The organism is Mucilaginibacter lacusdianchii (genome assembly GCF_009770985.1).
GTDB lineage: Bacteria > Bacteroidota > Bacteroidia > Sphingobacteriales > Sphingobacteriaceae > Mucilaginibacter > Mucilaginibacter lacusdianchii.
Genome location: NZ_WSRW01000001.1, coordinates 494,703 through 518,949 on the forward strand (window position 1 = coordinate 494,703; position 24,247 = coordinate 518,949).

The 24,247-nt window shown below is 43.6% G+C and carries 20 protein-coding genes; 16 read left to right on the plus strand and 4 right to left on the minus strand.

Annotated elements, in window-relative coordinates; all coding sequences use genetic code 11:
- Positions 1 to 8 precede the first annotated feature (8 nt).
- The 8 genes from hemB to GPM24_RS02355 all read left to right on the plus strand — a co-directional run bounded on the left by hemB (position 9) and on the right by GPM24_RS02355 (position 7,879).
- The gene (gene hemB, locus GPM24_RS02320) at positions 9 to 980 is read left to right on the plus strand and encodes a porphobilinogen synthase (protein WP_158825122.1); all 972 of its coding nucleotides are present in this window, start codon (positions 9 to 11) and stop codon (positions 978 to 980) included.
- A 143-nt stretch (positions 981 to 1,123) separates the two neighbouring features.
- A complete protein-coding gene (hemL, locus tag GPM24_RS02325) occupies positions 1,124 to 2,458 on the plus strand; it encodes a glutamate-1-semialdehyde 2,1-aminomutase (protein ID WP_158825123.1) in 1,335 nt (444 codons plus the stop codon).
- Between the two features lie 83 nt (positions 2,459 to 2,541).
- Positions 2,542 to 3,411 carry a sensor histidine kinase gene (locus GPM24_RS02330; protein WP_158825124.1) on the plus strand — a complete coding sequence of 290 codons (870 nt, stop codon included), beginning with the start codon at positions 2,542 to 2,544 and terminating at the stop codon, positions 3,409 to 3,411.
- 13 nt (positions 3,412 to 3,424) lie between these two features.
- Positions 3,425 to 4,132: a response regulator transcription factor gene (locus GPM24_RS02335; RefSeq protein WP_158825125.1), complete on the plus strand. Its 708-nt coding sequence runs from the start codon at positions 3,425 to 3,427 to the stop codon at positions 4,130 to 4,132.
- Positions 4,132 to 4,662, plus strand: coding sequence for a tetratricopeptide repeat protein (locus GPM24_RS02340; protein WP_158825126.1), 531 nt, complete (start codon positions 4,132 to 4,134; stop codon positions 4,660 to 4,662). The genes GPM24_RS02335 and GPM24_RS02340 overlap by 1 nt, the downstream gene beginning before the upstream one ends.
- A gap of 33 nt (positions 4,663 to 4,695) precedes the next feature.
- Positions 4,696 to 5,721, plus strand: a complete 1,026-nt coding sequence (gene hemE, locus GPM24_RS02345; RefSeq protein ID WP_158825127.1) for a uroporphyrinogen decarboxylase — start codon at positions 4,696 to 4,698, stop codon at positions 5,719 to 5,721.
- Between the two features lie 62 nt (positions 5,722 to 5,783).
- The gene (gene hemJ / locus GPM24_RS02350) at positions 5,784 to 6,323 is read left to right on the plus strand and encodes a protoporphyrinogen oxidase HemJ (RefSeq protein ID WP_158825128.1); all 540 of its coding nucleotides are present in this window, start codon (positions 5,784 to 5,786) and stop codon (positions 6,321 to 6,323) included.
- A gap of 551 nt (positions 6,324 to 6,874) precedes the next feature.
- Positions 6,875 to 7,879, plus strand: a complete 1,005-nt coding sequence (locus GPM24_RS02355) for an MBL fold metallo-hydrolase (protein ID WP_158825129.1) — start codon at positions 6,875 to 6,877, stop codon at positions 7,877 to 7,879.
- A gap of 177 nt (positions 7,880 to 8,056) precedes the next feature.
- Here the strand turns inward: GPM24_RS02355 and GPM24_RS02360 are convergent, their stop codons facing one another.
- The gene (locus tag GPM24_RS02360; protein WP_158825130.1) at positions 8,057 to 9,796 is read right to left on the minus strand and encodes a thiamine pyrophosphate-dependent enzyme; all 1,740 of its coding nucleotides are present in this window, start codon (positions 9,794 to 9,796) and stop codon (positions 8,057 to 8,059) included.
- Between the two features lie 96 nt (positions 9,797 to 9,892).
- Between GPM24_RS02360 and GPM24_RS02365 the strand changes: the two genes are divergently transcribed.
- Both GPM24_RS02365 and GPM24_RS02370 read left to right on the plus strand, forming a co-directional pair.
- Positions 9,893 to 10,666 (plus strand): energy transducer TonB, encoded by a 774-nt coding sequence (locus GPM24_RS02365; protein ID WP_158825131.1) that lies wholly within the window; start codon positions 9,893 to 9,895, stop codon positions 10,664 to 10,666.
- 26 nt (positions 10,667 to 10,692) lie between these two features.
- Positions 10,693 to 11,412, plus strand: coding sequence for an energy transducer TonB (locus GPM24_RS02370; RefSeq protein ID WP_158825132.1), 720 nt, complete (start codon positions 10,693 to 10,695; stop codon positions 11,410 to 11,412).
- Between the two features lie 26 nt (positions 11,413 to 11,438).
- On the opposite strand, the gene ispG is transcribed toward GPM24_RS02370, so the two are convergent.
- From ispG to GPM24_RS02385, 3 genes are all read right to left on the minus strand, one after another.
- A complete protein-coding gene (gene ispG, locus GPM24_RS02375; RefSeq protein ID WP_158825133.1) occupies positions 11,439 to 13,556 on the minus strand; it encodes a (E)-4-hydroxy-3-methylbut-2-enyl-diphosphate synthase in 2,118 nt (705 codons plus the stop codon).
- Positions 13,557 to 13,631: 75 nt separating this feature from the next.
- On the minus strand, positions 13,632 to 14,252 hold the full coding sequence (locus GPM24_RS02380; protein WP_158825134.1) for an RDD family protein: 621 nt from the start codon (positions 14,250 to 14,252) through the stop codon (positions 13,632 to 13,634).
- A 67-nt stretch (positions 14,253 to 14,319) separates the two neighbouring features.
- Positions 14,320 to 14,946: a DUF4159 domain-containing protein gene (locus tag GPM24_RS02385; RefSeq protein WP_158825135.1), complete on the minus strand. Its 627-nt coding sequence runs from the start codon at positions 14,944 to 14,946 to the stop codon at positions 14,320 to 14,322.
- 183 nt (positions 14,947 to 15,129) lie between these two features.
- On the opposite strand from GPM24_RS02385, the gene GPM24_RS02390 reads away from it, so the two are divergent.
- From GPM24_RS02390 to GPM24_RS02415, 6 genes are all read left to right on the plus strand, one after another.
- On the plus strand, positions 15,130 to 16,116 hold the full coding sequence (locus GPM24_RS02390) for an AAA family ATPase (RefSeq protein WP_158825136.1): 987 nt from the start codon (positions 15,130 to 15,132) through the stop codon (positions 16,114 to 16,116).
- Between the two features lie 96 nt (positions 16,117 to 16,212).
- Complete coding sequence (locus tag GPM24_RS02395; RefSeq protein WP_233268714.1) at positions 16,213 to 17,091, plus strand: DUF58 domain-containing protein; 879 nt, start codon at positions 16,213 to 16,215, stop codon at positions 17,089 to 17,091.
- Between the two features lie 22 nt (positions 17,092 to 17,113).
- Positions 17,114 to 18,643, plus strand: coding sequence for a BatA domain-containing protein (locus GPM24_RS02400; RefSeq protein WP_158825137.1), 1,530 nt, complete (start codon positions 17,114 to 17,116; stop codon positions 18,641 to 18,643).
- A complete protein-coding gene (locus tag GPM24_RS02405; RefSeq protein WP_158825138.1) occupies positions 18,636 to 20,759 on the plus strand; it encodes a hypothetical protein in 2,124 nt (707 codons plus the stop codon). The genes GPM24_RS02400 and GPM24_RS02405 overlap by 8 nt, the downstream gene beginning before the upstream one ends.
- A gap of 7 nt (positions 20,760 to 20,766) precedes the next feature.
- Positions 20,767 to 22,557, plus strand: a complete 1,791-nt coding sequence (locus GPM24_RS02410) for a hypothetical protein (protein ID WP_158825139.1) — start codon at positions 20,767 to 20,769, stop codon at positions 22,555 to 22,557.
- 51 nt (positions 22,558 to 22,608) lie between these two features.
- Positions 22,609 to 24,246: a TldD/PmbA family protein gene (locus tag GPM24_RS02415; RefSeq protein WP_158825140.1), complete on the plus strand. Its 1,638-nt coding sequence runs from the start codon at positions 22,609 to 22,611 to the stop codon at positions 24,244 to 24,246.
- Position 24,247 lies beyond the last annotated feature (1 nt).

A 24,247-nucleotide genomic window follows, 5' to 3' on the forward strand; every position in this document is an offset into this window, starting at 1 on the left:
AGGGGCTAATGTTACAACGACCTAGAAGAAATAGAAAAAGTGAAGTAATCCGCCAAATGGTGCAGGAAACTTATGTGAGTGCGGCAAACCTGATTTTTCCGCTGTTTATCATCGAAGGCGAAAATCAGAAAAGTGAGGTATCTTCTATGCCCGGTATCTTTCGGTATTCTATCGATAATTTGCTGCGCGAAGTAGAAAGTTGTATGAAACTGGGCTTAAAGTCGTTTGACCTGTTCCCGAATATTGACGAGTCGCTGAAGGATAAATTTGCGACCGAAAGCTACCGCGACGAAAGTTTATACCTGCGTGCTATACGCGAGGTAAAAAAAGAATTTCCGGAAGCCTGTGTGATTACCGACGTAGCTATGGACCCTTACAGCAGCGACGGACATGACGGCATTGTAGAAAACGGCGAGATATTAAACGACGCCACGCTGGAAGTGTTAGGTAAAATGGCATTGGCTCATGCCCGTGCCGGCGCTGATATTATTGCCCCTTCGGATATGATGGACGGCCGTGTAGGTTACATCCGCCAGGTGCTGGATGAGCATGGTTACTCAACAGTATCCATCATGTCCTATTCGGCCAAATATGCCAGTGCCTTTTATGGCCCGTTTCGTGACGCATTGAATTCTGCACCTAAGTTTGGCGATAAAAAAACTTACCAGATGAACCCGGCCAACCAACGTGAAGCTTTGATTGAAGCAGATTTGGACGAGCAGGAAGGCGCCGACTTTTTAATGGTTAAACCAGCATTGCCTTACCTGGATGTAATTAAATTATTGAAAGATAACACTGAGTTACCAATAGCGGCTTACAATGTAAGCGGCGAGTATGCCATGATTAAAGCCGCCATTCAAAAAGGCTGGCTGAACGAGCAACGCGCCATTACCGAAGTGCTAACCAGCATCCGCCGCGCCGGAGCAACCGCCATTTTAACTTACCACGCCAAAGAGGTATTGGAAAACAAATGGCTGTAATAAAGAATATAGCATAAAGAATCAATAACATAGATCAAAACGAAATGTCATCTCGAACGCTAGTGAGATATCTTATACGAGTGATTAGGCCAAGCGTATAGGATTTCCCGTTATCACTCGAAATGACATTAAAATAAAATATTATGGTTGAACCCATTAAAAATATTACAAGTGCCCCTGAAATCAGCCGCGAAAAATCGGTCGAACTGTATGCCAAAGCTAAAACCTACTTTCCGGGTGGTGTAAACTCACCGGTTAGAGCCTTTAAATCGGTATATGGTACCCCACTGTTCATCAAAAAAGGTGACGGAGCTTACCTGTGGGACGCTGATGATAACCAGTTTATAGATTTTTGCTGCTCATGGGGACCGCTAATCCTGGGGCATAACCACCCAAGCATCCGCGAAAAGGTGATGGATGTGATGCAATATGGTATGTCTTTCGGTGCACCAACCGCATTGGAGAACGAGCTAGCTGAACTGATTTTATCGAACAATTCTTTCATCGAAAAAATACGCTTTACCAGCTCGGGTACTGAGGCTGTAATGTCGGCTATCCGACTGGCCCGTGGTTATACTAAGCGTAACAAAATATTAAAGTTTGAAGGCTGCTATCACGGCCATACTGATGCACTGCTGGTTAAAGCAGGTTCGGGCTTGGTTACTTTTGGCGAAACGTCGTCAGCCGGTATACCCGAGGCTTTTGCCAAAGAAACCATTGTAATTGCTTTGAATGATAAAGAAGCTTTGCAAAAAGCTTTTGAAGAGTTTAAAGACGAAATTGCGGTAGTTATTATTGAGCCGGTTCCGGCTAATAATGGCTTGCTGTTACAACATAAAGAGTTTTTGCAGTACCTACGCGAGATATGTACAGACAACGGTACGTTACTACTGTTTGATGAAGTAATCTCCGGTTTCCGTTTAAGTTTTACCGGTGCATCTGGTTATTATGATATCAAGCCGGATGTTATTACCTATGGTAAAATTATTGGTGGAGGTTTGCCAGTAGGCGCATATGGTGCATCGGCCGAAATTATGAGCAATATATCACCAGAAGGTGCCGTTTATCAGGCAGGTACATTATCTGGAAACCCGGTAGCTATGGCAGCTGGTATTGCGCAGTTAAGCGAATTGGTAAAACCTGGCTTTTATGATGATCTGAACCGTAAAACAGAAGTTTTCGTAAACAACCTGTTGCAATTTATAAAAGAGCGTAATTACCCGGTGCAGATTGACCAAATAGGTTCTATTTTTTGGTTTGCATTCACTACACAAGGTACCATCCGCCGTGCCGATGAAATTGATCCGGCCAGTATGGAAAATTTCAAAAAAATGCACCGCGAATTGCTGAACCGGGGCGTATACATGGGACCTTCTGGTTATGAAGTTGGCTTTGTATCGGCTGCGCATACAACTGATATACTGGATAAAGCAAAACAAGCTATATTTGATAGTTTAGATGTGGTATTTAACGGTTAGTTGTCAGTTCTCAGTTGTGAGTTGTCAGGAAAACCAAATTTGACAACCGACAACTCACAACCGACAACACAGAAACTAATTATATGAAAAAACCTTTTGTTATATTTTACGGACTCCTCCTTTATGCCTTTGCAGAGTTGCTTTGGTGGGGGTATATGCTGGTAAGTTTGCAGCCACAACGTTCGGGCATGATTCTGAGTGAAGGGCTTATGTTCGTGTCAGTATTGTCATGTGGTGCTTTTCTGTTTCACAAATCGCTCAATAAAGAGCGCAAGCTGCAACATCAAAAAAAGAATTTTTTGCTTTCGGTTACCCACGAGCTGAAATCGCCGTTGGCTTCTATCAAGTTATATCTGGAAACCATTCAAAAACGTAATCTGAACAAAGACCAGATAATGGACTTTACCGGAAAGTGTTTGCTGGATATTGACCGGCTGAACGATATGGTAGAAAACATGCTGCTGGCGGCCAAAATTGAAAATCAGTCTTATACATTTCCTAAACAGCAATTTAACCTTTCGGCACTGGTTGATAGCGTAGTCAATCGCTTGCAGATCAATAAGTGTGATTTGACGCAGCAACTGATCAATGCCGAAATTGAACCTAAAATTGAAGTTTCGGGCGATAAATTTGCATTAACATCGGTGGTAACCAACCTTATCGAGAATGCCATTAAGTATTCGTCGCCCTGCGCAACGGTAGATGTAAAATTGTATACCAAGAGTAATAAAGTATATTTAGAGGTGGCCGATCATGGCATTGGTATAGCAGATGAAGAGAAAAACCGTATTTTCGACCGGTTTTACCGTGTAGGTAGTGAAGAAACCCGTAACACAAAAGGCACAGGTTTAGGTTTATACATAGTAAAACAAGTATTGGATAAGCATCAGGCCTCTATCCAGGTACGCGATAACCGCCCTGAGGGCAGTGTTTTTGAAGTAGTTTTTGGTTAACCTAAATAATCATATGTCAACTAACAAAAAAAGAATATTACTGGCTGAAGATGAAGAGCATTTGCTCGAAGCCATTAAATTAAACCTGGAGCTGGAAGGTTACAAAGTAACTGCAGCTAACAACGGTAAAAAAGCGTTGCAGATTTTTAAAGAAGAGCGCTTTAACCTTATTATTTTAGATGTGATGATGCCCGAGGTGGATGGCTTTGTAGTAGCCGAAACCATCCGTCTGGAAAATTCGGAAGTGCCCATCATGTTCCTGACGGCTAAAAACACCAACGAAGATAAAATTAACGGCCTGAAAAAAGGTGCCGATGATTACCTAACCAAGCCGTTTAACCTAGAAGAACTTATTCTGCGGGTAAATAACCTAGTTAAACGTGGGTTAAAAGGCGACGATTTAAAAGAGTTTAACAGTTATAAAATTGGTGATAAAACCATCCATTTTAACTCGTTTGAACTGATTAACGACGATGGCAGCATAACACCATTAACCAAAAAAGAAACCATGTTGTTGAAGCTGTTAATCGAGCGTCGTAACGAAGCCGTATCGCGCGAGCAGATATTGGAAACGGTTTGGAATTATGATGTGTACCCATCTACCCGTACCATCGATAACTTTATACTTACTTTCCGTAAATACTTTGAACCCGATCCTAAAAATCCGGTGTATTTCCACTCTATCCGTGGTGTAGGTTATAAGTTTACTGATCATCATTAATGTTTACCAATAAGGCACGGTTACTGGTTATTGCTGTTTTTAGTGCGTTGTTAGTTTTCTTTATCTTTCAGCGTAGCTATGAACTGGCGTCCATTGCTGCTTTATTTATAGGCTTGCTGATATGGGGTTATTTTAAAGAAGGCCCCATCATTTTAGCAGCTAAACATTTTCATAACAAAGATTACGATAAGGCTGAAAGCTTGCTGCGCCAAATACAACAGCCGGAATGGCTAAGTAAGAACCGCCGTGGCTTTTATGAATTTATGATGGGCGGCATTGCTTTCAAAAAACATGACTTTGAGCAAGCCGAATACCATTATGAGCAAGCTGCTAATTACCCGCTGCGATCTACTAACGATCATGTATCGGCTTTAGCAACAGTGGCCAATATCAGTATCCGTAATGGCAAACTGCAAAAGGCCGCCGAATTTTTGGACAGGGCCAACCAGCATCAAGATAAAATAACAGCACGCATGAAAGCAGTGTTGAAAAGCCTAGAAGAAGAATTAAAAAATACCAAAGCGAATTAAAGCTATTGAGGTAGCTTTGTTTCCTGATTATATATGAAAGAATCTTTATTTATAAAAGCCGCATTTTCACAGAAAACCGAACGTCCGCCTGTATGGATGATGCGTCAGGCTGGCCGGTTTATGCCACAGTACTGGGAAATTAAGAACAAGTACTCGTTTCTGGAAATGTGCAAAACGCCCGAAATTGCCGCCGATGTAACTATGCTACCGGTAGATTTGCTGGATATTGACGCCGCTATTCTATTTTCGGACATCCTGGTAACCGGCGAAGCCATGGGAGGCGATTTAAGCTTTACACAGGGCGTAGGTCCTAAGTTTGCCAATCCTGTACGTACCCAGGCCGATGTAGATAACCTAAGCGTTGATGTACTGGACCGGTTGCAATACGTAGCCGATGCCATTAAAGTAATTCAGCAACGCCTGAACGGCAAAATTCCGCTGATTGGTTTTGCGGGTGCGCCATTTACCGTTATGAGTTATTTGGTAGAAGGCGGCTCATCTCGCGATTTTAAACTAACCAAGCTGATGCTGCACAACCAGCCCGAACTGGCGCATCAGTTATTGGCCAAAATAGCTAAAGTAACTGCCGAATACCTGAACCTTCAAATTAAAGCTGGTGTAAACGCTGTCCAGATATTTGACAGTTGGGCGCAGGCTTTAGCATGGGACGATTACAAAGAATTCTCTCACCGTTATATTGCTGAAATTATCAGCAACCTGAATCGTAAAGATATCCCGGTGATTTCTTTTTGCAAAGGCAGCTCGGTATTTGCTCCATTGATGGCAGAAGCTAAACCAGATGTAGTGTCTATAGACTGGAATGTAGATTTATTGGATATGAAACAGCGCTTACCACAAGGCGTGGCTGTACAGGGTAACCTGGATCCGCATATTTTGTATGCCGATAAAAAAGTAATTAAGGAGCGTATTCATCGCCTGTTCGACCGCATGAAAGATGAGTCGGGCTATATATTCAACCTGGGTCATGGCATCATGCCGGATATTCCGTTTGATAACGTGAAGTACGCAGTAGAGGTAATTAAAGAATATAAATATTAATACCCATCTCGCGAACTGGGGCTGCCTGCCTTTGTTCGCGAAAATCAATATTGGAGCAGCCCGTGTATCTCTACATCAAATCCATACATATCATTTTCGTAGTTTGCTGGATGGCAGGGCTGTTCTATATTGTGCGCTTGTTTATCTATCATACCGAAGCACAGGAAAAGTCCGAGGCCGAACGCCGGGTACTTTCTGCGCAGTTTGAAATTATGGAAAGCAAGCTGATGAACATTATTACCACGCCGGCCATGGTACTTACATTGCTGGCGGGTGTTGCTATGGTGTATATCAATCCATATCTGCTTACCCAAAGCTGGTTGATGATTAAGCTATGTTTTGTAGTTGGCTTAGTAGTCTACCATATCATCTGCCAAAAAAAGATGCAGCAAATGCGCAAGGGTATTTATACCTGGACCTCTACTCAGCTGCGCTTATGGAATGAACTGGCCACCCTTTTCTTGTTCGCCATTGTTTTCTTAGTCGTTTTACGCAGTGCCTTAAACTGGATTTATGGGGTATTAGGTTTAGTAGCCTTTGCTGTGATTTTGATGATAGCGGTGAAGATTTATAAGCGGTATCGCATAAAGGATAAAGCGTAAGCTTTTGTTGTTGAACTTCTTGTTGTGCCCTGTTAGGATAGGGATGGACTTAAACCACCGCCTGTGGAAGTTACTTTTCTTTTTTACCGCAAAAGAAAAGTAACCAAAAGAAAACCTCTCGGCCGCACCTTCTTTCTACTCAAGACAGTACTTGTACATAAGACAGTAGCTACCGAAAGAAGCTGAATGCCGAATTTTTTGTTTGGCTCCTTCTGCCTAGTGCTTCAATTTGAACGAGGGTGGGAAAAGAAAGAAAAAAGCGCAGAGGCCCGCTATCGCGCCCGGGCCGGCGGCTGCCTGTAGCGTTGGGTAGGGATCGCGAGAGCTAGGCCTTTTTGTTTCTTTTGTGGCTATGACAAAAGAAATAGCCTCTGCGGCAATGAGCAGACGAAGTAAGTGAATAACCACTAAAGGATGTTAGCAAACGCACTAAACTTCAATCAAAGCCCATCGAAGTATTCAATCTTCCCTCACACCAATATCATAATATCTTCCACTATCATCCAACTCCATCTAAATCTGTTAGTTTAGCAAACAACATGCGTCAGAATATGCCCTCATTATTAAAAGGATCTGTTAAGATTGGCAAAAAGTATCAGAATGTAATACCTACTGATGCTGCAGGATTAAACCGAATGCTGCCCATTTTGTGGGAATATATAACTAACAAAGCCGAAAATAATCCGAAGAAAACTTTAGGCCCGTTCCAAACAGATGCAGCTGCTTATCAAACGCCACCAACCAGCGGTTTGCGCATTACCTGGATGGGGCACTCGAGCCTACTGATAGAAATTGACGGCAAACGCCTGCTTACCGACCCTGTTTGGAGCAGCCGGGCATCATTTACACAATATGCTGGCCCCAAACGTTTTTGGCCGGCCCCTTTGTCATTAAATGAGTTGCCGACATTAGATGGCATTATTATTTCGCACGATCATTATGACCATTTTGATGAAGCCACCATCCGTAAACTGGCTCCTAAAAACATTCCTTACTACTGTTCATTGGGAGTTGGTCAATATCTGAAAAAATGGGGTGTGGCAGGTAACCTGGTGCATGAAATGGATTGGGGTGATACAGCCAATTTAGGAACTGATTTTACAATTACCACTGCGCCTGCCCGACATTTTTCTGGCCGTAGTTTAAACAATCGCGACGAAACATTATGGTCATCTTTTGTACTGAAAGGCCCAAAACATAATGTGTACTTTGGTGCCGATTCAGGTTGGTTTAATACCTTTCATGATATTGGCGAAGCGTATGGCCCTTTTGATTTGACTATTCTGGAAATTGGTGCATATGGCAAGTATTGGCCCGATATACATATGGGACCGCTAAGTGCTGTAAATGCCCATCTGGCATTAAAAGGCAAACAATTACTGCCTATACATTGGGGCACCTTTAACCTGGCACCTCATGCCTGGTATGAACCCATTGAAAAACTATTGCCCTTAGCCGAACATCATCATCTTACTTTATTTGTACCTGAACCTGGCAAACCAACTGAGGTAACATGCGAAGATTATAATTCGGGATGGTGGGAAAAGTATAGATAGATAGCCCCCAGCCTGTCCGGTAGAAAAAGCAAAAAAATAATGTCATTTCGAACGACAGTGAGAAATCTTTTGAAACATGTAAGCTAACTTCTCGCTTCCAAAAGATTTCTCGTTAGCACTCGAAATGACATTGTTGTTTGTATAAATCTTTTTTTTAGAAAGGATTTCAATTTGGACCTACAGCACTTCTTTAATGTGCTTGTAGTTCGATTTAATGGTATCCCATACCTCGCCCATCTGACCGTTTAGTATCAGTTTAGACATAGCCAGCGACATACCTGCCATCTGACCAAATTCTACTTTTGGCGGCATAGCCAATGCATTTGGGTCGGTCATTACTTCTATTAAAACAGGTCCTTGGTGCAAAAATGCTTCGCGTAAGGCTTGCTCTACTTGGTCAGGATCGTTTACTTTAACTCCCTTGATTCCCATAGCTTGGGCTACTAGCGCAAAATCAGGGTTTTGCATATCGGTTTGCCAGTCGGGCAACCCAGCTACTTCCATTTCCAGCTTTACCATGCCTAACGAGCGGTTGTTAAATACCACTATCTTAACCGGCAGTTTGTATTGTACAATGGTAGATAAATCACCTAGCAGCATACTTAACCCACCATCGCCAGCCAAGGCAATCACTTGTCTATCGGGACAAGCCAATGCAGCACCAATAGCCTGCGGCATGGCATTGGCCATAGATCCGTGGTTAAAAGAACCTATCATGCTACGTTTGCCTGTACCATGAATATAACGAGCACCCCAAACACAACACATACCGGTATCTACTGTGAATATGGCATTATGATCAGCTAAGCGATCAATAGTATTGGCTACAAACTCTGGATGAATGCTATTTTTAGTCCCTTTGTCGTCTACATAAGTTTGCAGATTATCTTTTACGTGCGCATATAGTTTTAGCTGACCTTGTAAAAACTCATCGTTTGTTTTTTGCGGGATAAGTGGCAGTAACGCTTGTAGGGTATGTTCAATTTTACCACATAAACCTACGTCTACTTTAGCCCTGCGGCCAATACGTTCGGGTTTTACATCAATTTGCACAATTTTGCAGTCTTTTGGCATAAACTGCTCGTACGGAAAATCGGTACCCAACAATATCAGCAAATCCGACTCGTGCATGCTATGATAAGCCGATGGCAAGCCCAACAAACCGGTCATGCCAATCTCGTTTGGATTATCATGTTGTACAAACATTTTGCCACGGAACGAGTAGCCCACCGGTGCATGGATACGTTTGGATAACTCTACCACTTCATCATGCGCATCGGCACAGCCAATACCACAGAATAGGGTTATGCGCTCGCTTTCGTTAATTAATGCTGCCAGATTATGCAGGTCACGATCAGCCGGACGAATAACCGGTTCAGAAAAATAATTTTTAGTGGCCGACGGCGTTTCTACGGCGTCCATCTCGGTCACATCGCCGGGCAGGCCAATTACAGATACGCCTTTTTTGCTAACAGCGTGCTGTATACCCTGCTGCAACATACGCGGCAGTTGCGCCGGGGTAACAGCTATGTGGTTGTAATGACTGCAGTCATCAAACAGCCTGATGGTATTGGTTTCCTGAAAATATTCGGTACCAAATTGGTGCGACGGGCAGGTAGAAGCAATGGCAATAACCGGCGCACCAGAACGATGCGCATCATACAAACCATTCACCAAATGCACATGGCCTGGGCCACTACTACCCGCACAGCAGGCAATGCCCAGCAATTCGGCCTCGGCAGCGGCGGCATAGGCGCCAGCCTCTTCGTGCCGCATATGTACCCATTGTATTTTATCATCGCTGCGCCTTACCGCGTCGTTTACATGATTTAAGCTATCACCCGTTACGGCGTAAATCCTTTTCACGCCCGCATCAATCAGCATTTCTACTACCTGTTCCGCTACCTTTTGTGCCATAATATTTTTAGTTGGTGTTTGATAAGTTTTAAACACATAACCTGATAATTTTATAGCTGTTTTTAATTATTGCCGAAAGTGATACCTTTATTACATATGCCTGAAGAAATCAAAAATGTACAGCTCAAATTTTCATGCACCGAAAACTGGAACGCTATGTCCGATGCAGCAGGTGGCCGGTATTGTGATAAGTGCCAGAAAAAAGTTTATGACTTTACCGATAGCAAGGCAGATGAGTTTCAACGCATATTAGCCGAAAATAATTACAACGTTTGCGGCCGTTTTACAAAGCAGCAAATGGCAGCGCAGCCTGTAGTTTTACCATTTTGGAAAAAGTGGCTATCAGCAGCAATGGTGTTAATTGGCATAAACATTACCAGCTGCCAAAGTGATAGCAGCCAAACTTTAGTGGGTGATACAGTTGCCACTCCTCCGGCTGACTCAACCAGCAGCTTACATACGAATGTTAAAGATGAGTTTGCTTCTAATAAAAAGGGGAATTTGAATGCCTGCCTCAAAATTGTTAAGCAAGATAAGATTGATGTCCCCGACTCTATGCAGTATTATGTTGGTGGGATTGGGCCCGGTAACGAAGTTTTTCCTGAATTTCCCGGCGGTGATAAAGCGTGGACTGCCTATATTAACAGAAACTTAAACCACAATTCAGGCACAGCAAAAGGCCGGGTAATTATTTCTTTTACTGTTGAAAAAGACGGCTCAATAACTAATACAAAAGTGATTAGAAGTATAGCTAAAGAGATAGACGATGAAGCATTGCGTGTAATTAAACACTCCCCAAAATGGAGACCTGGTATGTTTAATGGCAAGCCTGCAGCACGAAGCTATGTTATTCCAATACTGTTCGATTGAATAATAAAGTTAAGTCACCATTGAATATGTCTGAAGAAATCAAAAACATTCAACTGCAATTTTCCTGCTCAGCTAACTGGAATGCAATGGAGGAAAAAGATGGCGACCAGTATTGTAGCCATTGTCAGAAGACAGTGTATGACTTTACTAATAGCAAAGTCAATGAGTTTCGTGCAATTTTAGCCGAAAACAATTATCAGGTTTGTGGCCGCTTTACTCACCAGCAATTGCATGTGCAACCTGTAGTGTTACCTTTTTGGAGGAAATGGATTTCTGCTGCTATGATGTTAATTGGCTTTCATTTGTTTGCTTGTAATACTAACAAACCTATTGGTAAAATTAAGATTGACAAGAATACGTTTGTTGATGATACCCACACAATTGAAGCTGGGACAGCACCCCTAAACGAACTATTACCTACCAAAAAGCCAATTGCAAAAGCTGATAATAAAATTTACGAAAACGTTGAAATTATGCCTGAGTTTGCAGGTGGCATGGATAAATTCTATTCATATATATCAACGCATCTGCATATCAAAGAAGACTTTTCTGGCAGAGTGATTGCCGGCTTTGTCATTGAAAAAAACGGTCGCATAACAAACTGCGAAATTATAAATGGCGCGGCTATACCATCAATCAATGAGGATGTTTTACGACTACTTGCCCGATCACCTAAATGGAAACCAGGTTTACAGAATGGTAAAAAAGTAAGAGTACGCTATCGCATTCCTGTTATAATAAACTAAGCACTATTACTTGCTACTTTTTGATTTTACAATGCTACCGCCGCGGTCAGCTCCACCCAATTACCATCTTCTTGAATGATGCCAATCAGTTCATCTAAGGCATTAGCAGTGTTCACATTCTTTTTCACGACCTCTTTACCACGGTACAGTGTAATTTTACCCGGACCAGCGCCTACATAGCCATAATCGGCATCGGCCATTTCGCCGGGACCGTTTACGATACAGCCCATGATACCAATTTTCAATCCTTTTAAGTGACTCGTACGGCTACGGATCATTTGGGTAGTTTCCTGCAAATCGAATAAAGTACGGCCACAGCTTGGGCAGCTGATATATTCAGTTTTAGATATACGTGAGCGTGTAGCCTGTAAAATACCAAAGGCTGTTGAAGTAATGGTAGCAGCCGGCATACCCGGCGCATCAATCCATACTCCATCGCCAAAACCATCTACCAGCAAGGCCCCCATATCGGTAGCGGCGTAAAGTTGAAGTTTAGTTGTGGGTTGTGAGTTGTCAGTTGCCGGTATTAAAACGGTTGAGTTATCACTATCAACAATAGATTGTCCATTAACTGCTAAATTATCTTGATTCTGAATTCCTGATTCTAGACGCTCCACAAAATCGTAGCTTCTTTTCACGATTACCGGTGTGGTGATGCCCGCACGGCTCAATGCAAAAAAGAATTGACGCTGTTCGGCCATGCCATGCTGTACATTGGTTTCTAAAACCCAAACCAATCCTTGGTCGTTGTGTGCAAGCTTAATAAATTCCGCAGCATTAAAGTCGGCCAAGGTCACCTTTACTAAGTTCAGTGGCGATGTAAGGTCATCGGCACTTAAATACTCAGCCAAAGTCAACACCGGATGGCAGTTCTTTTTATTGGCTAAAGTTTTCCAGGTATTGTAGTTGTACAGTTGCTTTAAATTACCCGGAAAAGTGAATGAAGGCAACTGATCAGCCAGGTAAACAAAATCTACCGACTGATCGGCCATGTTATACTTATCCAATACAGGCGAGTACAAATACCCCGCATCATTCAACACCGCAGGATCTTTCAGATTGCGATTGCTCAAATCCAGCACCACACGTGGCACCATATGCCCGCCAATAAAAGCATTAGCTTCGTCGGTTATGCGTTTTTTATATTCGTATGGATTATGAGTTGAGGGTTGTGAGTTGTGGGTTGTGAGTGATATAGGTTCTTTATCTTGGCTCTTAGCTCTTGACTCTTGGTTCCTTACCGAATATCTATTCACCAGTGCAATAGCTACCGGCGCTTCTGCTTCCGGCTCTTCGGTTAAAGATACCCGAACGGTATCGCCCAAACCATCTTCCAGCAAAGTACCGATGCCTACGGCCGATTTAATGCGACCATCTTCGCCGTCGCCAGCTTCGGTTACGCCCAGGTGCAATGGGTAGTTCATACCTTCGACCACCATGGTATCTACCAGTAAACGGTAGGCCTGCACCATTACCTGCGGATTACTGGATTTCATGGAAATCACCAAATTATAATAATTCAGTGCTTCGCACATGCGGATAAACTCCATGGCCGACTCTACCATGCCCTGCGGCGTATCGCCATAACGGCTCATAATACGGTCGGAAAGGGAACCGTGGTTGGTACCAATGCGCATGGCGGTACCGTACTCCTTACAGATGTTTACCAACGGGGTAAACTTTTGAAAAATACGATCCAGTTCTCCCTGATACTCCGAGTCGGTATACTCTAACTCATCGAATTTCTTTTTATCGGCATAATTGCCGGGGTTTACACGCACTTTTTCAACTATGCGGGCAGCTACCTCGGCAGCATTTGGGGTAAAATGTATATCGGCCACCAGGGGTACGGTATAACCACGGGCCCGTAATTGCTTTTTAATCTCCGCTAAATTCTGCGCTTCTTTAATGCTGGGTGCCGTAATGCGCACATACTCGCAACCGGCATCTACCATACGGATGGTTTGCTCTACCGTACCAATGGTATCCATGGTATCGGTGGTAGTCATGCTTTGAATGCGGATAGGATTGCTACCACCCATCGGCACATCGCCAATAGTAACCTCGCGGGTAACAAAACGGGAATACTCGGTTAATGAATTACAATAACGGCCAGGCAGCACTTTTACGGCATCAGCATTCATATGCAGAAAGATAACTTTTTTGAATGGACAAAGTTAAGCATTATACGCTTAACCTTGTTTCAAGCGAATGTTAATTTAATATACGTCTTTGCGCACCACATAGGTTTTGGCAACTAGATCATGCAAAGCTTGCTTATAATCGGTTCCGAGAGCTACTAAAAAGCCTATTCCAAAAAAGAAATTTGATACAAACTTTCCTATACTTCTACTCAAAGCTTTACCGAATGAAGGTTTGCGACCATCATTATCTACAATAATTAATCGACAAGCTACCTGACCCAAACTACCGCCAAGCGGGGATGCTGTTAGCAAAGCAAAGTAAATAATATGCAAAGGAGGATAAATATATAATTGGACAAATTTTAGATTTGCAAGGAGATATTCTTGGTAATCAACTTGAGTATGCTGACTTCCAAGATAAACCCCCAAACCAATTGCCAGCATAAGAGACAACAAAAAAACATCTATTAAATAAGCAAGTACCCGTATGCTAAAGCTAGCTAAGTTAGTTTCTGTTGGAAAATAATACCCTTCGTAACGGAAGTATTCAACAAAATCGGGCATGTCACTGGCTTTGGTCCAGTTGCTAAAAGCGGTGCGTATTAAATCGTTCGGCTCTAAACGGCCGTCGGTTAGTTCCTCAAACGTAAACGGGCCTTTTTCGCCTTGATTATCTTTAACAAAATAGCTATCCATGTATGCGTTATGCTGTTATAACAGCACAGCAAAAGTAACTGTTTTTCTCACAGTTTACCTTGCCCGGTCACGAACTCATGGCATATACAATAATATTAACACCAAACTTGGTATTATCCTCGGCCAAAAAGCGTTTATTCCTAAAATCGTAATCCCACTCGCAGCCATAATCTTTATTACTATATAACACGGCAATGCGGCCGTTGATGGTGATGGCCTTTAAATAATCGTGCACCAAATCATCTCCCCAGCCATTCAGCTCAAATGATGTGTTAGGCGGTCCTTTCTCGAACGTGAAAAAAGAACGATAAATCTCGTGGTTGTTCGGAATCTTTTTTAACGCCTCGTGCCCGAACAAGGATGCCATTTGTGCCTCAAACGATTTGGCAAACAAGCCGTCGATATCATGATTGCAATCGTCCACAAAAACAAAACCTCCGTTTTGCACATACTTTTTAAAGTTGGCCCGCTCTTGCGCGTCAAACTGCACCAGCTTGTGGCCGCTCATGTAACTAAAAGGCGAAGCAAACACATCCGGACTGCTCAAGGCTACTACCTTTTCTTTTTGTTCGATAGGTATAGTGGTATACTCCAGCAATGAGTTCAGGATGTTAGTAGGCATACGCTGATCGGTATCCCAATCGCCGGAATGATAACTAAAACGGGTAAAAGTAAATTTGGAGTTTAAAGACATTACCGTTAAAACTCTAAAATTAGCACAAAATCTCATCCATTAGCACCATTTTACTTACAGGGCTTGTAATTTTTAAGATACTTTGTTGAAATACTATTAAACTTTTGTGGCATTTCTGTAAAAAGCACAATATATTGTGGTGCCGTATCAAGGTATTCATTGTATTACAATAACAACAAAGCTTTGGAACTAACCGAAAACAATATTAAAGCACTGCTGGCTAAACTGCCACAGCTTAAAACCGAGATACAAAAGGTAATTGTAGGTCAGGAGCATATTTTAGACGAACTACTGGTGGCCTTTTTAGCTGGCGGCCATTGTTTGCTGGAAGGTGTACCCGGACTAGCTAAAACCTTGCTGGTAAAAACCATGTCGCAGGCATTGCACCTGTCGTTCCGCCGCATACAGTTTACGCCCGATTTGATGCCGACGGATATTGTGGGCACCGAGATACTGGAAGAAGATCATGTAACCGGCAAACGTTTTTTTAAGTTCAACAAAGGCCCTTTGTTTGCCAACATTGTACTGGCCGACGAGATTAACCGAACACCGCCCAAAACGCAATCGGCTTTGCTGGAAGCCATGCAGGAGTTTTCGGTAACCTATGGCGGGCAAACCTATCCGCTGGACAAACCGTTCTTTATCCTGGCTACACAAAACCCTATCGAGCAAGCGGGTACTTACCCATTGCCCGAGGCGCAGCTTGACCGCTTTTTGTTGCTGGTACAAATTGGTTATCCAACCGAGCAGGAGGAATTTGACATCCTGAACCGTACTACCGGTACTAAAGCTGCTACCGTAAACCCGGTAATATCGGCAGAAGAAATTCAGCAAGCGCAGGCCCTGGTAAGGCAAGTAAGCATCAGCGAAGACCTGGTACGTTATGTAAGTAGACTGATACGCGCCACCCGACCAGATACCACTACATTAGATTATGTAAAAGAGTGGGTACGCTGGGGCGCCGGTCCGCGTGCCGGGCAAGCCTTGATACTAACCGCCAAAGCCCGCGCCTTATTGAAAGGCCGCTATGCAGTAATTATGGAAGACATTCATGCTATGGCCACGCCGGTGTTGCGTCATCGTGTATTGATGAATTTTAAAGCCGAGGCAGAAGGCATTACCTCAGACAAAGCCACAGCCGAGTTGATTAAGTTGATACCAAGAAGTTAGTTGTGAGTTGAGGTTGTCTGTTGTAAGCAATAACAGACCAGACATCAATTAAACGCCATCTCCCCCACAACTGACAACACATAACAGACAACCAACATGCTGCTAGACCCGAAAGTATTAATGACCATCAAAAATCTGCCCTTACTGGCTAAAACAGTAATTGACGGGTTTATGAACGGCTTTAATAAAAGTACCGTTAAGGGGCCCGGACTGGAGTTTAGCCAGTACCGCAGCTACCAGCCCGGCGATGATTTGCGCTGGCTGGACTGGCGCATGTATGCCCGGAGCGACCGGTATTACATCCGCGAATCGGAGGTAGAAACCAGCATTTCCGTAAGGTTTTTGATTGATGCCAGCGCCAGCATGAACCATCACGATGGTACGCTGAGAAAAATTGAGTATGCTAAATTCCTGGCAGCCTCATTGGCGTACTTGGCCAACTTACAGGGTGATGCTGTGGGGTTATATGTATTTCAGGATGGCGGTTTGTTTTCGCTATCATCCAAACCCGATCCGCAACATTTGCAGCGGGTATATTACCAACTGGAAAACATAAAACCAGCCGGCAATTTTACGCAGCCGGTACATTACAAAGAATTATTTGCCGGATCGGGCCGTAAAGAACTATTGGTATTTATTACCGACATGTATGAACCCGACGGTGAAATCACCAAATTATTAGATTCGTTAGCCGCATTAAGACATGAGATTATCCTGTTTCAGCTGATGGGGCAAAACGAACTGGATTTTGATTTTAAAGGCTATTCGGCACTGGAAGATCTGGAAACCGGCGAGGTGATACAGGTTGGTCCGCAGGCTAAAAAGCAATACCAAGAAGCATTGCAAAACCGATTAGAAAACATTAGAATGCAGCTTCTCGGTAAGCATATTTTTTACCGGATGCTCAGCACTGCACTGCCGCTCGATGTGGCGTTGCGCGATTTTTTGGTACAGCGAAATAAAGGTATTGTATAAAAAATTTAAAATTAGCCAAGCATTGTTTCAGTTTTTAAATCCCATATGGTTATTTGCAGCTGCCGCGTTGGTGATACCGGTACTGATACACCTATGGAACATTCGTCCGGGCAAAGTATTAAAAGTAGGTAGCATATCGCTTATTGACCCGGCTTCGCGCAAAAGCAGCCGCAGTTTTAAACTGCTGGATATACCTTTATTTATTTTACGCTGCTTACTACTGCTGACTTTAGCTTTGTTGCTGAGCCTGCCCGTGTGGCAAAAAAAGCTAAAGCCGGTTAAACTAAAAGGCTGGGTAATGATCCCGAAAGAGCATTTTATAAATACCTACAAAAAATTCAAACCCCATATAGATTCGCTCACCAAAGCAGGATATGAGTTCCATTATTTCAATCAGGGCTTTTCAAAATCAAACCTGACGCAAATCCTACTTCATCCTAAAGATTCTATCCGTATTCAGGATACCACCAAGCAGCAAATCAACTACTGGACACTCATCAAACAGTTGGATAACAAAGTAGCGTCTACCCTGCCCTTGTATGTATTTACACCGAACCAAGCAAACTATTTCATCGGCACTAAGCCACAGGTTGCTCTAAACCTGCACTGGCAAACCTACATCCCGACTGATTCGGTTAGTAACTGGGTGGAACGTGCCTGGTTTACCAATAATAACAGTATTCGCGTGGTGCAGGGCAACAGCACCGCTACAGGTACCGCTTATAGTTACGCTACGGTTCAGGGCAATCAGGCTAACTCGGTGTACACTATCAACACACAAGATGGGCGACCAACTATTAAACTTAATAGCAGTAAGCAAACGGCGATACCCATTGATACTACTACAACACGTTTAGCTATTTATACTGACAATGCCCTAGCTGATGCCAGTTACCTGAAAGCAGCTTTACAGGCGTTAACAGAATTAGCCCAACACAAAACGGTATTAAAGCAATATAGCAGCCCGGCTTTGATTCGGGTGGGGCAAAGCTGGTTGTTTTGGTTGTCTGAAAAGCCGGTTCCCAAACGCCTGTTACAGCAGTGCCAGCATATCTTAGTGTACGCTAAAGGAAAAGTTGTTGATACCAACTCATGGATAGATAACGACGGTCTATACGCTACTGCTGTTCAGCAACAGCAAAAGATTGAGTTATTTAAGCTGATATCTTCTTCTAATAATGAAGAAGTAATATGGCGTGATGGCTTCGGACATTCTGTTTTAGGCTTGCATTCAGGTACTAACAAAGTATACCGTTTTTACAGCCGCTTCAACCCATCATGGAACGATTTGGTTTGGAGTAACGAGTTTCCAACCTGGTTGCTAAAATTAATGACGCCTGCTGAAACCACGGCAAACAATTCGTTTGACAAACGTGCATTAAGTCAGGATCAACTGATGCCTGAACTAACCGGCGACACCCATATGCCAACGGTAAAGCTCACCGGGTTTACCGATTTACAACCTTATTTCTGGCTAGCTTTAGTACTGCTCTTTTTAGCAGAACGCTGGCTGTCTAACCGCGAACCCAAAACCACAACGAGCCATGACTGAGCAGGGCGGATTACATAAAATAAAACAACTACAGCAGCGCTGGATTGGTTACCAGTTGCTGGCTGATGTATTATTGTCTGCGGCTATAGCAGTCTTGTTGGGTAGCGTGCTACACGTTTTGGGGGGATGGCCAAGCTGGTGGGCCTTACTACTGTTTGTGTTGATCTGGGGAGCGTTATCGGTCATTCGCCGCCCTTGGCAAATTACTTTGCAAACGGTTTGTAGCTTTCTGAATATTTTTTACCCCGAATTAGAAGAAAGTGCGGAGTTAATATTAAAGCCAAAACAAAACCTTAACCTGCTCGAAAGCCTGCAACGCAGCAAGGTAGAGCAAGCCTTGCAACATGTGCCCGCACAACCGCAGCAGTTTGCCAAACGAGCTAAAATAATGTCGCTGCTTTTTATTTTAGCTATTGCTGTAAGCTTTGCTTTGTTTAAAATCAATTGGCAACGGCATACTATCGGCTCTTACTTTGGTAAAGCAAATAAAATTTCGACAAATAAAAACCTACCTCCCGAAAAAGTATTACCGCAAATCAAAGACATCAACGTTAAGATTACCGCACCGGCTTATACCGGTAAAGGCACCCGCGAACAAGACCGCTTTACCATTGAAGCAGAAGAAGGCGCTTCAGTAAACTGGCAAATCAAAACCAATATTGCCGTTAAACAAGCTTGGCTAATTTTTAATGAACACGAAAAGCTGACACTTAACTCAGAAGGAGATCATACCATTTGGCGTGCTCAAAAAATTATTACCAAACCCGGCTTTTACCAGGTAAGCATCGATGGGCAAATATCCGAGCTTTACCAGATACAAGTAATTAAAGATGCATTGCCGGTTATCCGCATCAAAAGCCCTAAGCAATATACACACATTGATGCTGGCGAGGCGCCCAGAGTAACCATCAACACCACCGTAACCGACAATTATGGCATAAGCGATGCCCGAATTTTTGCCACCGTGGCCAAAGGCAGCGGCGAGGCTGTCAAGTTTAAAGAATATCAGTTTGCGTTTAGTCAATCATTCGGTCAGCATAACCGGCAGTATAATCTGCAAAAAGTTTTGGATTTGCCTAAGCTAAATATGGAACCCGGTGATGAGCTGTACTTTTACATCCAGGCGCAGGATAATCATCAGCAAAAAACCCGTACCGATGTGCTGATTGTGTCCATTCAAGACACCGCACAATTACTAAGCATGGATGGCTTGGTGGCAGCGGCCAACATCAAACCCGAATATTTCAGGAGCGAACGCCAAATTATTTTAGATACCGAAAAGCTACTGAAAGATAAAGACAGTCTAAGCACCACCGATTTTAAAAACCGCTGTAATGATTTAGGTATGGATCAAAAGCTATTGCGTCTGCGCTACGGCAAATTTTTGGGTGAAGAAGACGAAATCGGCACCGAAAGTGAAGGCAACGAAGAAGTAGGCAAAGCCGAAAACTTTGGTGACGCCAAAGTGGTGATGGATGCCTATACCGATAAGCACGATAATGCCGAAGATGCAACATTTTTAGAACCCACCGTTAAAGCGCAGCTTAAAGCTACCCTTACCGAAATGTGGAAAGCCGAATTGCACCTGCGTATGTACAAACCGCAAGAAGCTTTACCCTTTGAATACAAGGCCTTGCGCTTGCTGAAAGATTTACAGCAAAAGTCGCGCTCGTATGTAGCCAAAACCGCCTACAATCCACCACCCTTAAAACCCGAAAAACGTTTGAGTGGTGATTTAAGCAAGATTGTACAACCGGTTAACCAACAGGAAGTGAAAGCCGCTGCCGACCGCTATGCTAATCTTAAAAAGGCTGTAACGGTACTGGAACAATTGAAGTATACCCAACAGTTAAACTTTGCCGACAAGCGCACGCTGCAACTGGCCAGTCAGCAATTAACTTCACAGGCTTCGGCACAACCCGGCACTTATCTGCCAGCTATTAGCGCCATGCGACACATTCTTTCGGCAACACAAAAATTCAACCCGACCGACATCGCTGCGGTAGAAAAGGCTATCCAAAAAACATTGCCTAACAGCAAAACGATGCCGTCGCCAGCAACACCAACTGCCGATATGGGATTGGCACAACGCTATTTTAAAAATCTAAACCGATAAACAAAGCATGAACTGGATTATATCGGTTATCATCATTTCCTCTATTCTAGCCCTCATCAGTATCTGGCTGGAATACCGACGTAGTAATCGCCGTTATTTGGTTTGGCGCATATTGGCCTGTATAATAGCCATAGGCGCACTGGCATGCTTGGTGCTGCCAATTACTTACCAAAGCCAAACGCAAATTATGAAAGGAGATAACAATGCTGTTTTGCTAACTGAGGGTTACACCAAAGATAGCATCAGCAATAACTATAAATTTATTTTTACCACTGATAAAGCTATAAAGGAGGCTTACCCAAAAGCTGTTTTATTAAGCGGTTTAGAAGAAGTTGCCCAACATCGGTCCGCTATTAAAAATCTGTATATTTTAGGCTACGGGCTTAGCACGGATGAACTGAAAACCCTTAGCCACGTTGCTACGACATACACTGCGCCAAAAATTCCTGCAGGTATACAAACCATTGACTGGCAAGGCAAGCTTAAAGCGGGCGAGCAATTGCAAGTGCAGGGACGATTCAACAACACAGCATCCAAAAGCGTTAAGCTGGTATTGAAAGGACTAAACACCGGTTTAGATTCGGTTAACATTGCGGCTAATCAAACAGCTGATTTTGAACTGGCAACTCACACGAAAAGCACCGGACGGCAAACCTTTAACCTTATCGGTATTTCTGGTTCGGATACCATCACTAACGAAACTTTGCCATTTATTATTGAACCGGCTAAACCAGTTAAAGTGCTGATGCTTTCGGCAGCACCAAACTTTGAAACCAATTTTTTGAAAAACTGGCTAAGCAGTAACGGCTATGCAGTGGCTGCAAGGGCCGTGATTAGTAAAGATAAAATCAGTCAGGATTTTGTGAACATGAACAAGCTCCCGTTAGATCGCCTTACATCTAACCTGCTGGCGCAGTTTGATGCGGTAATAGGCGATCTGTCGGCCTTAAAAACATTAGGCGGACCAGAAAGCGCAGCTTTGAAGCAACAGGTAACGCTAAACGGATTAGGTGTAATTGTTCGGGCAGATAGTGCGGACAAAAACGCATCTTGGCTGCAACAGGACTTTGCGATAACTACCGTTGCCGCCAAAGGGCAGTTAACAACGGCTTTACGCCTGCAAAACCAGCAAGCTAAAACAGCTGTGCTGAATGTAGATCCTTCCTACATCAATTCTCGCAGCAACACACAAAATCTGGTTTATGACACGCAAAACCATATATTAGCCAGCAGTGCCATGGCCGGTGCAGGCCGGATAGCCTTTACCACCTTAAACCACACCTATACCTGGATGCTGGCCGGTAATGGTAAAGATTATAGTGCGCTATGGTCATTGCTAATTGGAAAGGCCGTACGCAAAGCCGCCCCTATGGCTAACTGGCAAATCGCATCTGCTACCCCATCGGTAAGCGAGTCGGTAAAACTGGAGTATCAGGGAACAGCCCTAACATCTTCTATAACCATTGATCAATCGGTATTAGCACCGCAACAAAACCGGTTTGTGCCATATTCATGGTCGGTTACCTATTGGCCTAACCAAATTGGCTGGCAACAAGTTCGAACAGGCGGCAATACATCTGCATTATGGTATACTTATGCAAAAAGCAACTGGAACAGCTTAAAAATTTTGAAAAAGATTGCAGATACCAAAAATTATATCGAAAATCAGCCTAAAATCAATTCTGTAACAAAACAAATACAGCAAACCGCTAAGGTTGAGGTGCCAAAATTTTATTTTTATCTGATTTTGTTAATCGCGTGCAGCTTTTTATGGATTGAACGTAAGCTGGCCATATAAAGACAACTGAATTATAACTAAAACTAAACTATAACAAAGGAGGATTAAACCTTGAAACGTAGAAATTTTATTTACCTGTCGGGCGTTGGTGCCGGGGCCATGATGCTGCCCAACCTGCCGTCGTTCGGTACGCCGATAGACCCGCTGCAATCGCTGGAGCAGGTGGATGTGCGCATTAAAAAAGAACTGGCCGATGTGGCTCTAAACACTGCCAAATCTAAAGGTGCGTCTTATGCCGATATCCGTATCGGCCGTTACCTGAATCAGGCTGTGGTTACCCGCGAAACCCGTGTGCTAAACGTAGCCAATTCCGAATCGTACGGCGTAGGTATCCGTGTATTGGTAAACGGCTGCTGGGGCTTTGCTGCCAGTAATGTGGTAACCAAAGAAGGTGTGGCTAAAACAGCAGAACGTGCTGTGGCCGTGGCCAAAGCCAATGCTAAAATTGGCGGTGCACCGGTACAACTGGCCCCGCAAAAAGGTTATGGCGAAGTAAGCTGGAAAACACCTATCGAAAAAAATGCTTTCGAGGTGCCTATTAAAGAAAAAGTTGATTTACTGTTAGCAGCCAATGGCGTAGCTTTAGCTGGTGGTGCCAACTTTGTCAACTCCACCATACTGGCCATCAACGAGCAAAAGTATTTTGCTTCAACCGATGGCTCGTATATCGATCAGGATATCCACCGCTTGTACCCTAACTTTAGCGTTACCAAAATTGACGCCGCTAAAGGCGCGTTTGAAACCCGTGCGGCGTTAAGCTCGCCGGTGGGCATGGGTTACGAATACCTTACGCCAACCGAGTCAGAAAAAGTACAAGGCGTGGTTACCCGTTACAAAAACCGGTACGACATGATGGAGGACATGAAAAACGCCACCAAAAACGCCGCCGAAAAAGTGAACTCTAAATCGGTTGAACCGGGTAAGTATGATTTGGTGCTTGATCCATCCCACTTATGGTTAACCATTCACGAGTCGGTAGCCCACCCTACCGAGTTGGACCGTGTGTTAGGCTATGAGGCTAACTATGCCGGTACCAGCTTCCTGACTTTGGACAAGCTAAAATCGGGCAACTTTAAATTTGGCAGCCCGCATATGAATGTGATTGCCGATAAAAATCAAAAAGGCTCGTTAGGTGCCGTGGGTTATGATGATGAGGGTGTTAAACCTAAAGAATGGCAACTGGTAAAAGACGGCACATTGGTTAACTTCCAGGCCATTCGCGATCAGGCGCATATGCTGGGCTTAAAAGAATCGCAAGGCTGCTGCTATGCACAAACCTGGGCCGATGTACAATTCCAGCGCATGCCAAACGTATCCCTGCAACCAGGCAAAACCCCACTGAGCGTGGATGACATGATTAAAAAAGTAGAGAAAGGCATTTACATTGTGGGCAACGGCTCGTTCTCTATAGATCAGCAACGCTACAACTTCCAGTTTGGTGGTCAGCTGTTTTATGAGATCAAGAACGGCAAAATCGTAGGTATGCTGAATGATGTGGCTTACCAAGCAACCAACCAGGAGTTTTGGAACTCGCTGGCAGCCGTTTGCGATGAGCGCGATTACCGTTTGGGTGGTGCTTTTAACGACGGTAAAGGTCAACCCAGCCAGTCGAACGCGGTATCGCACGGTTCATCAACCGCATTATTTAAAGGAGTAAACGTAATTAACACTAAACGTAGAATCGGATAAT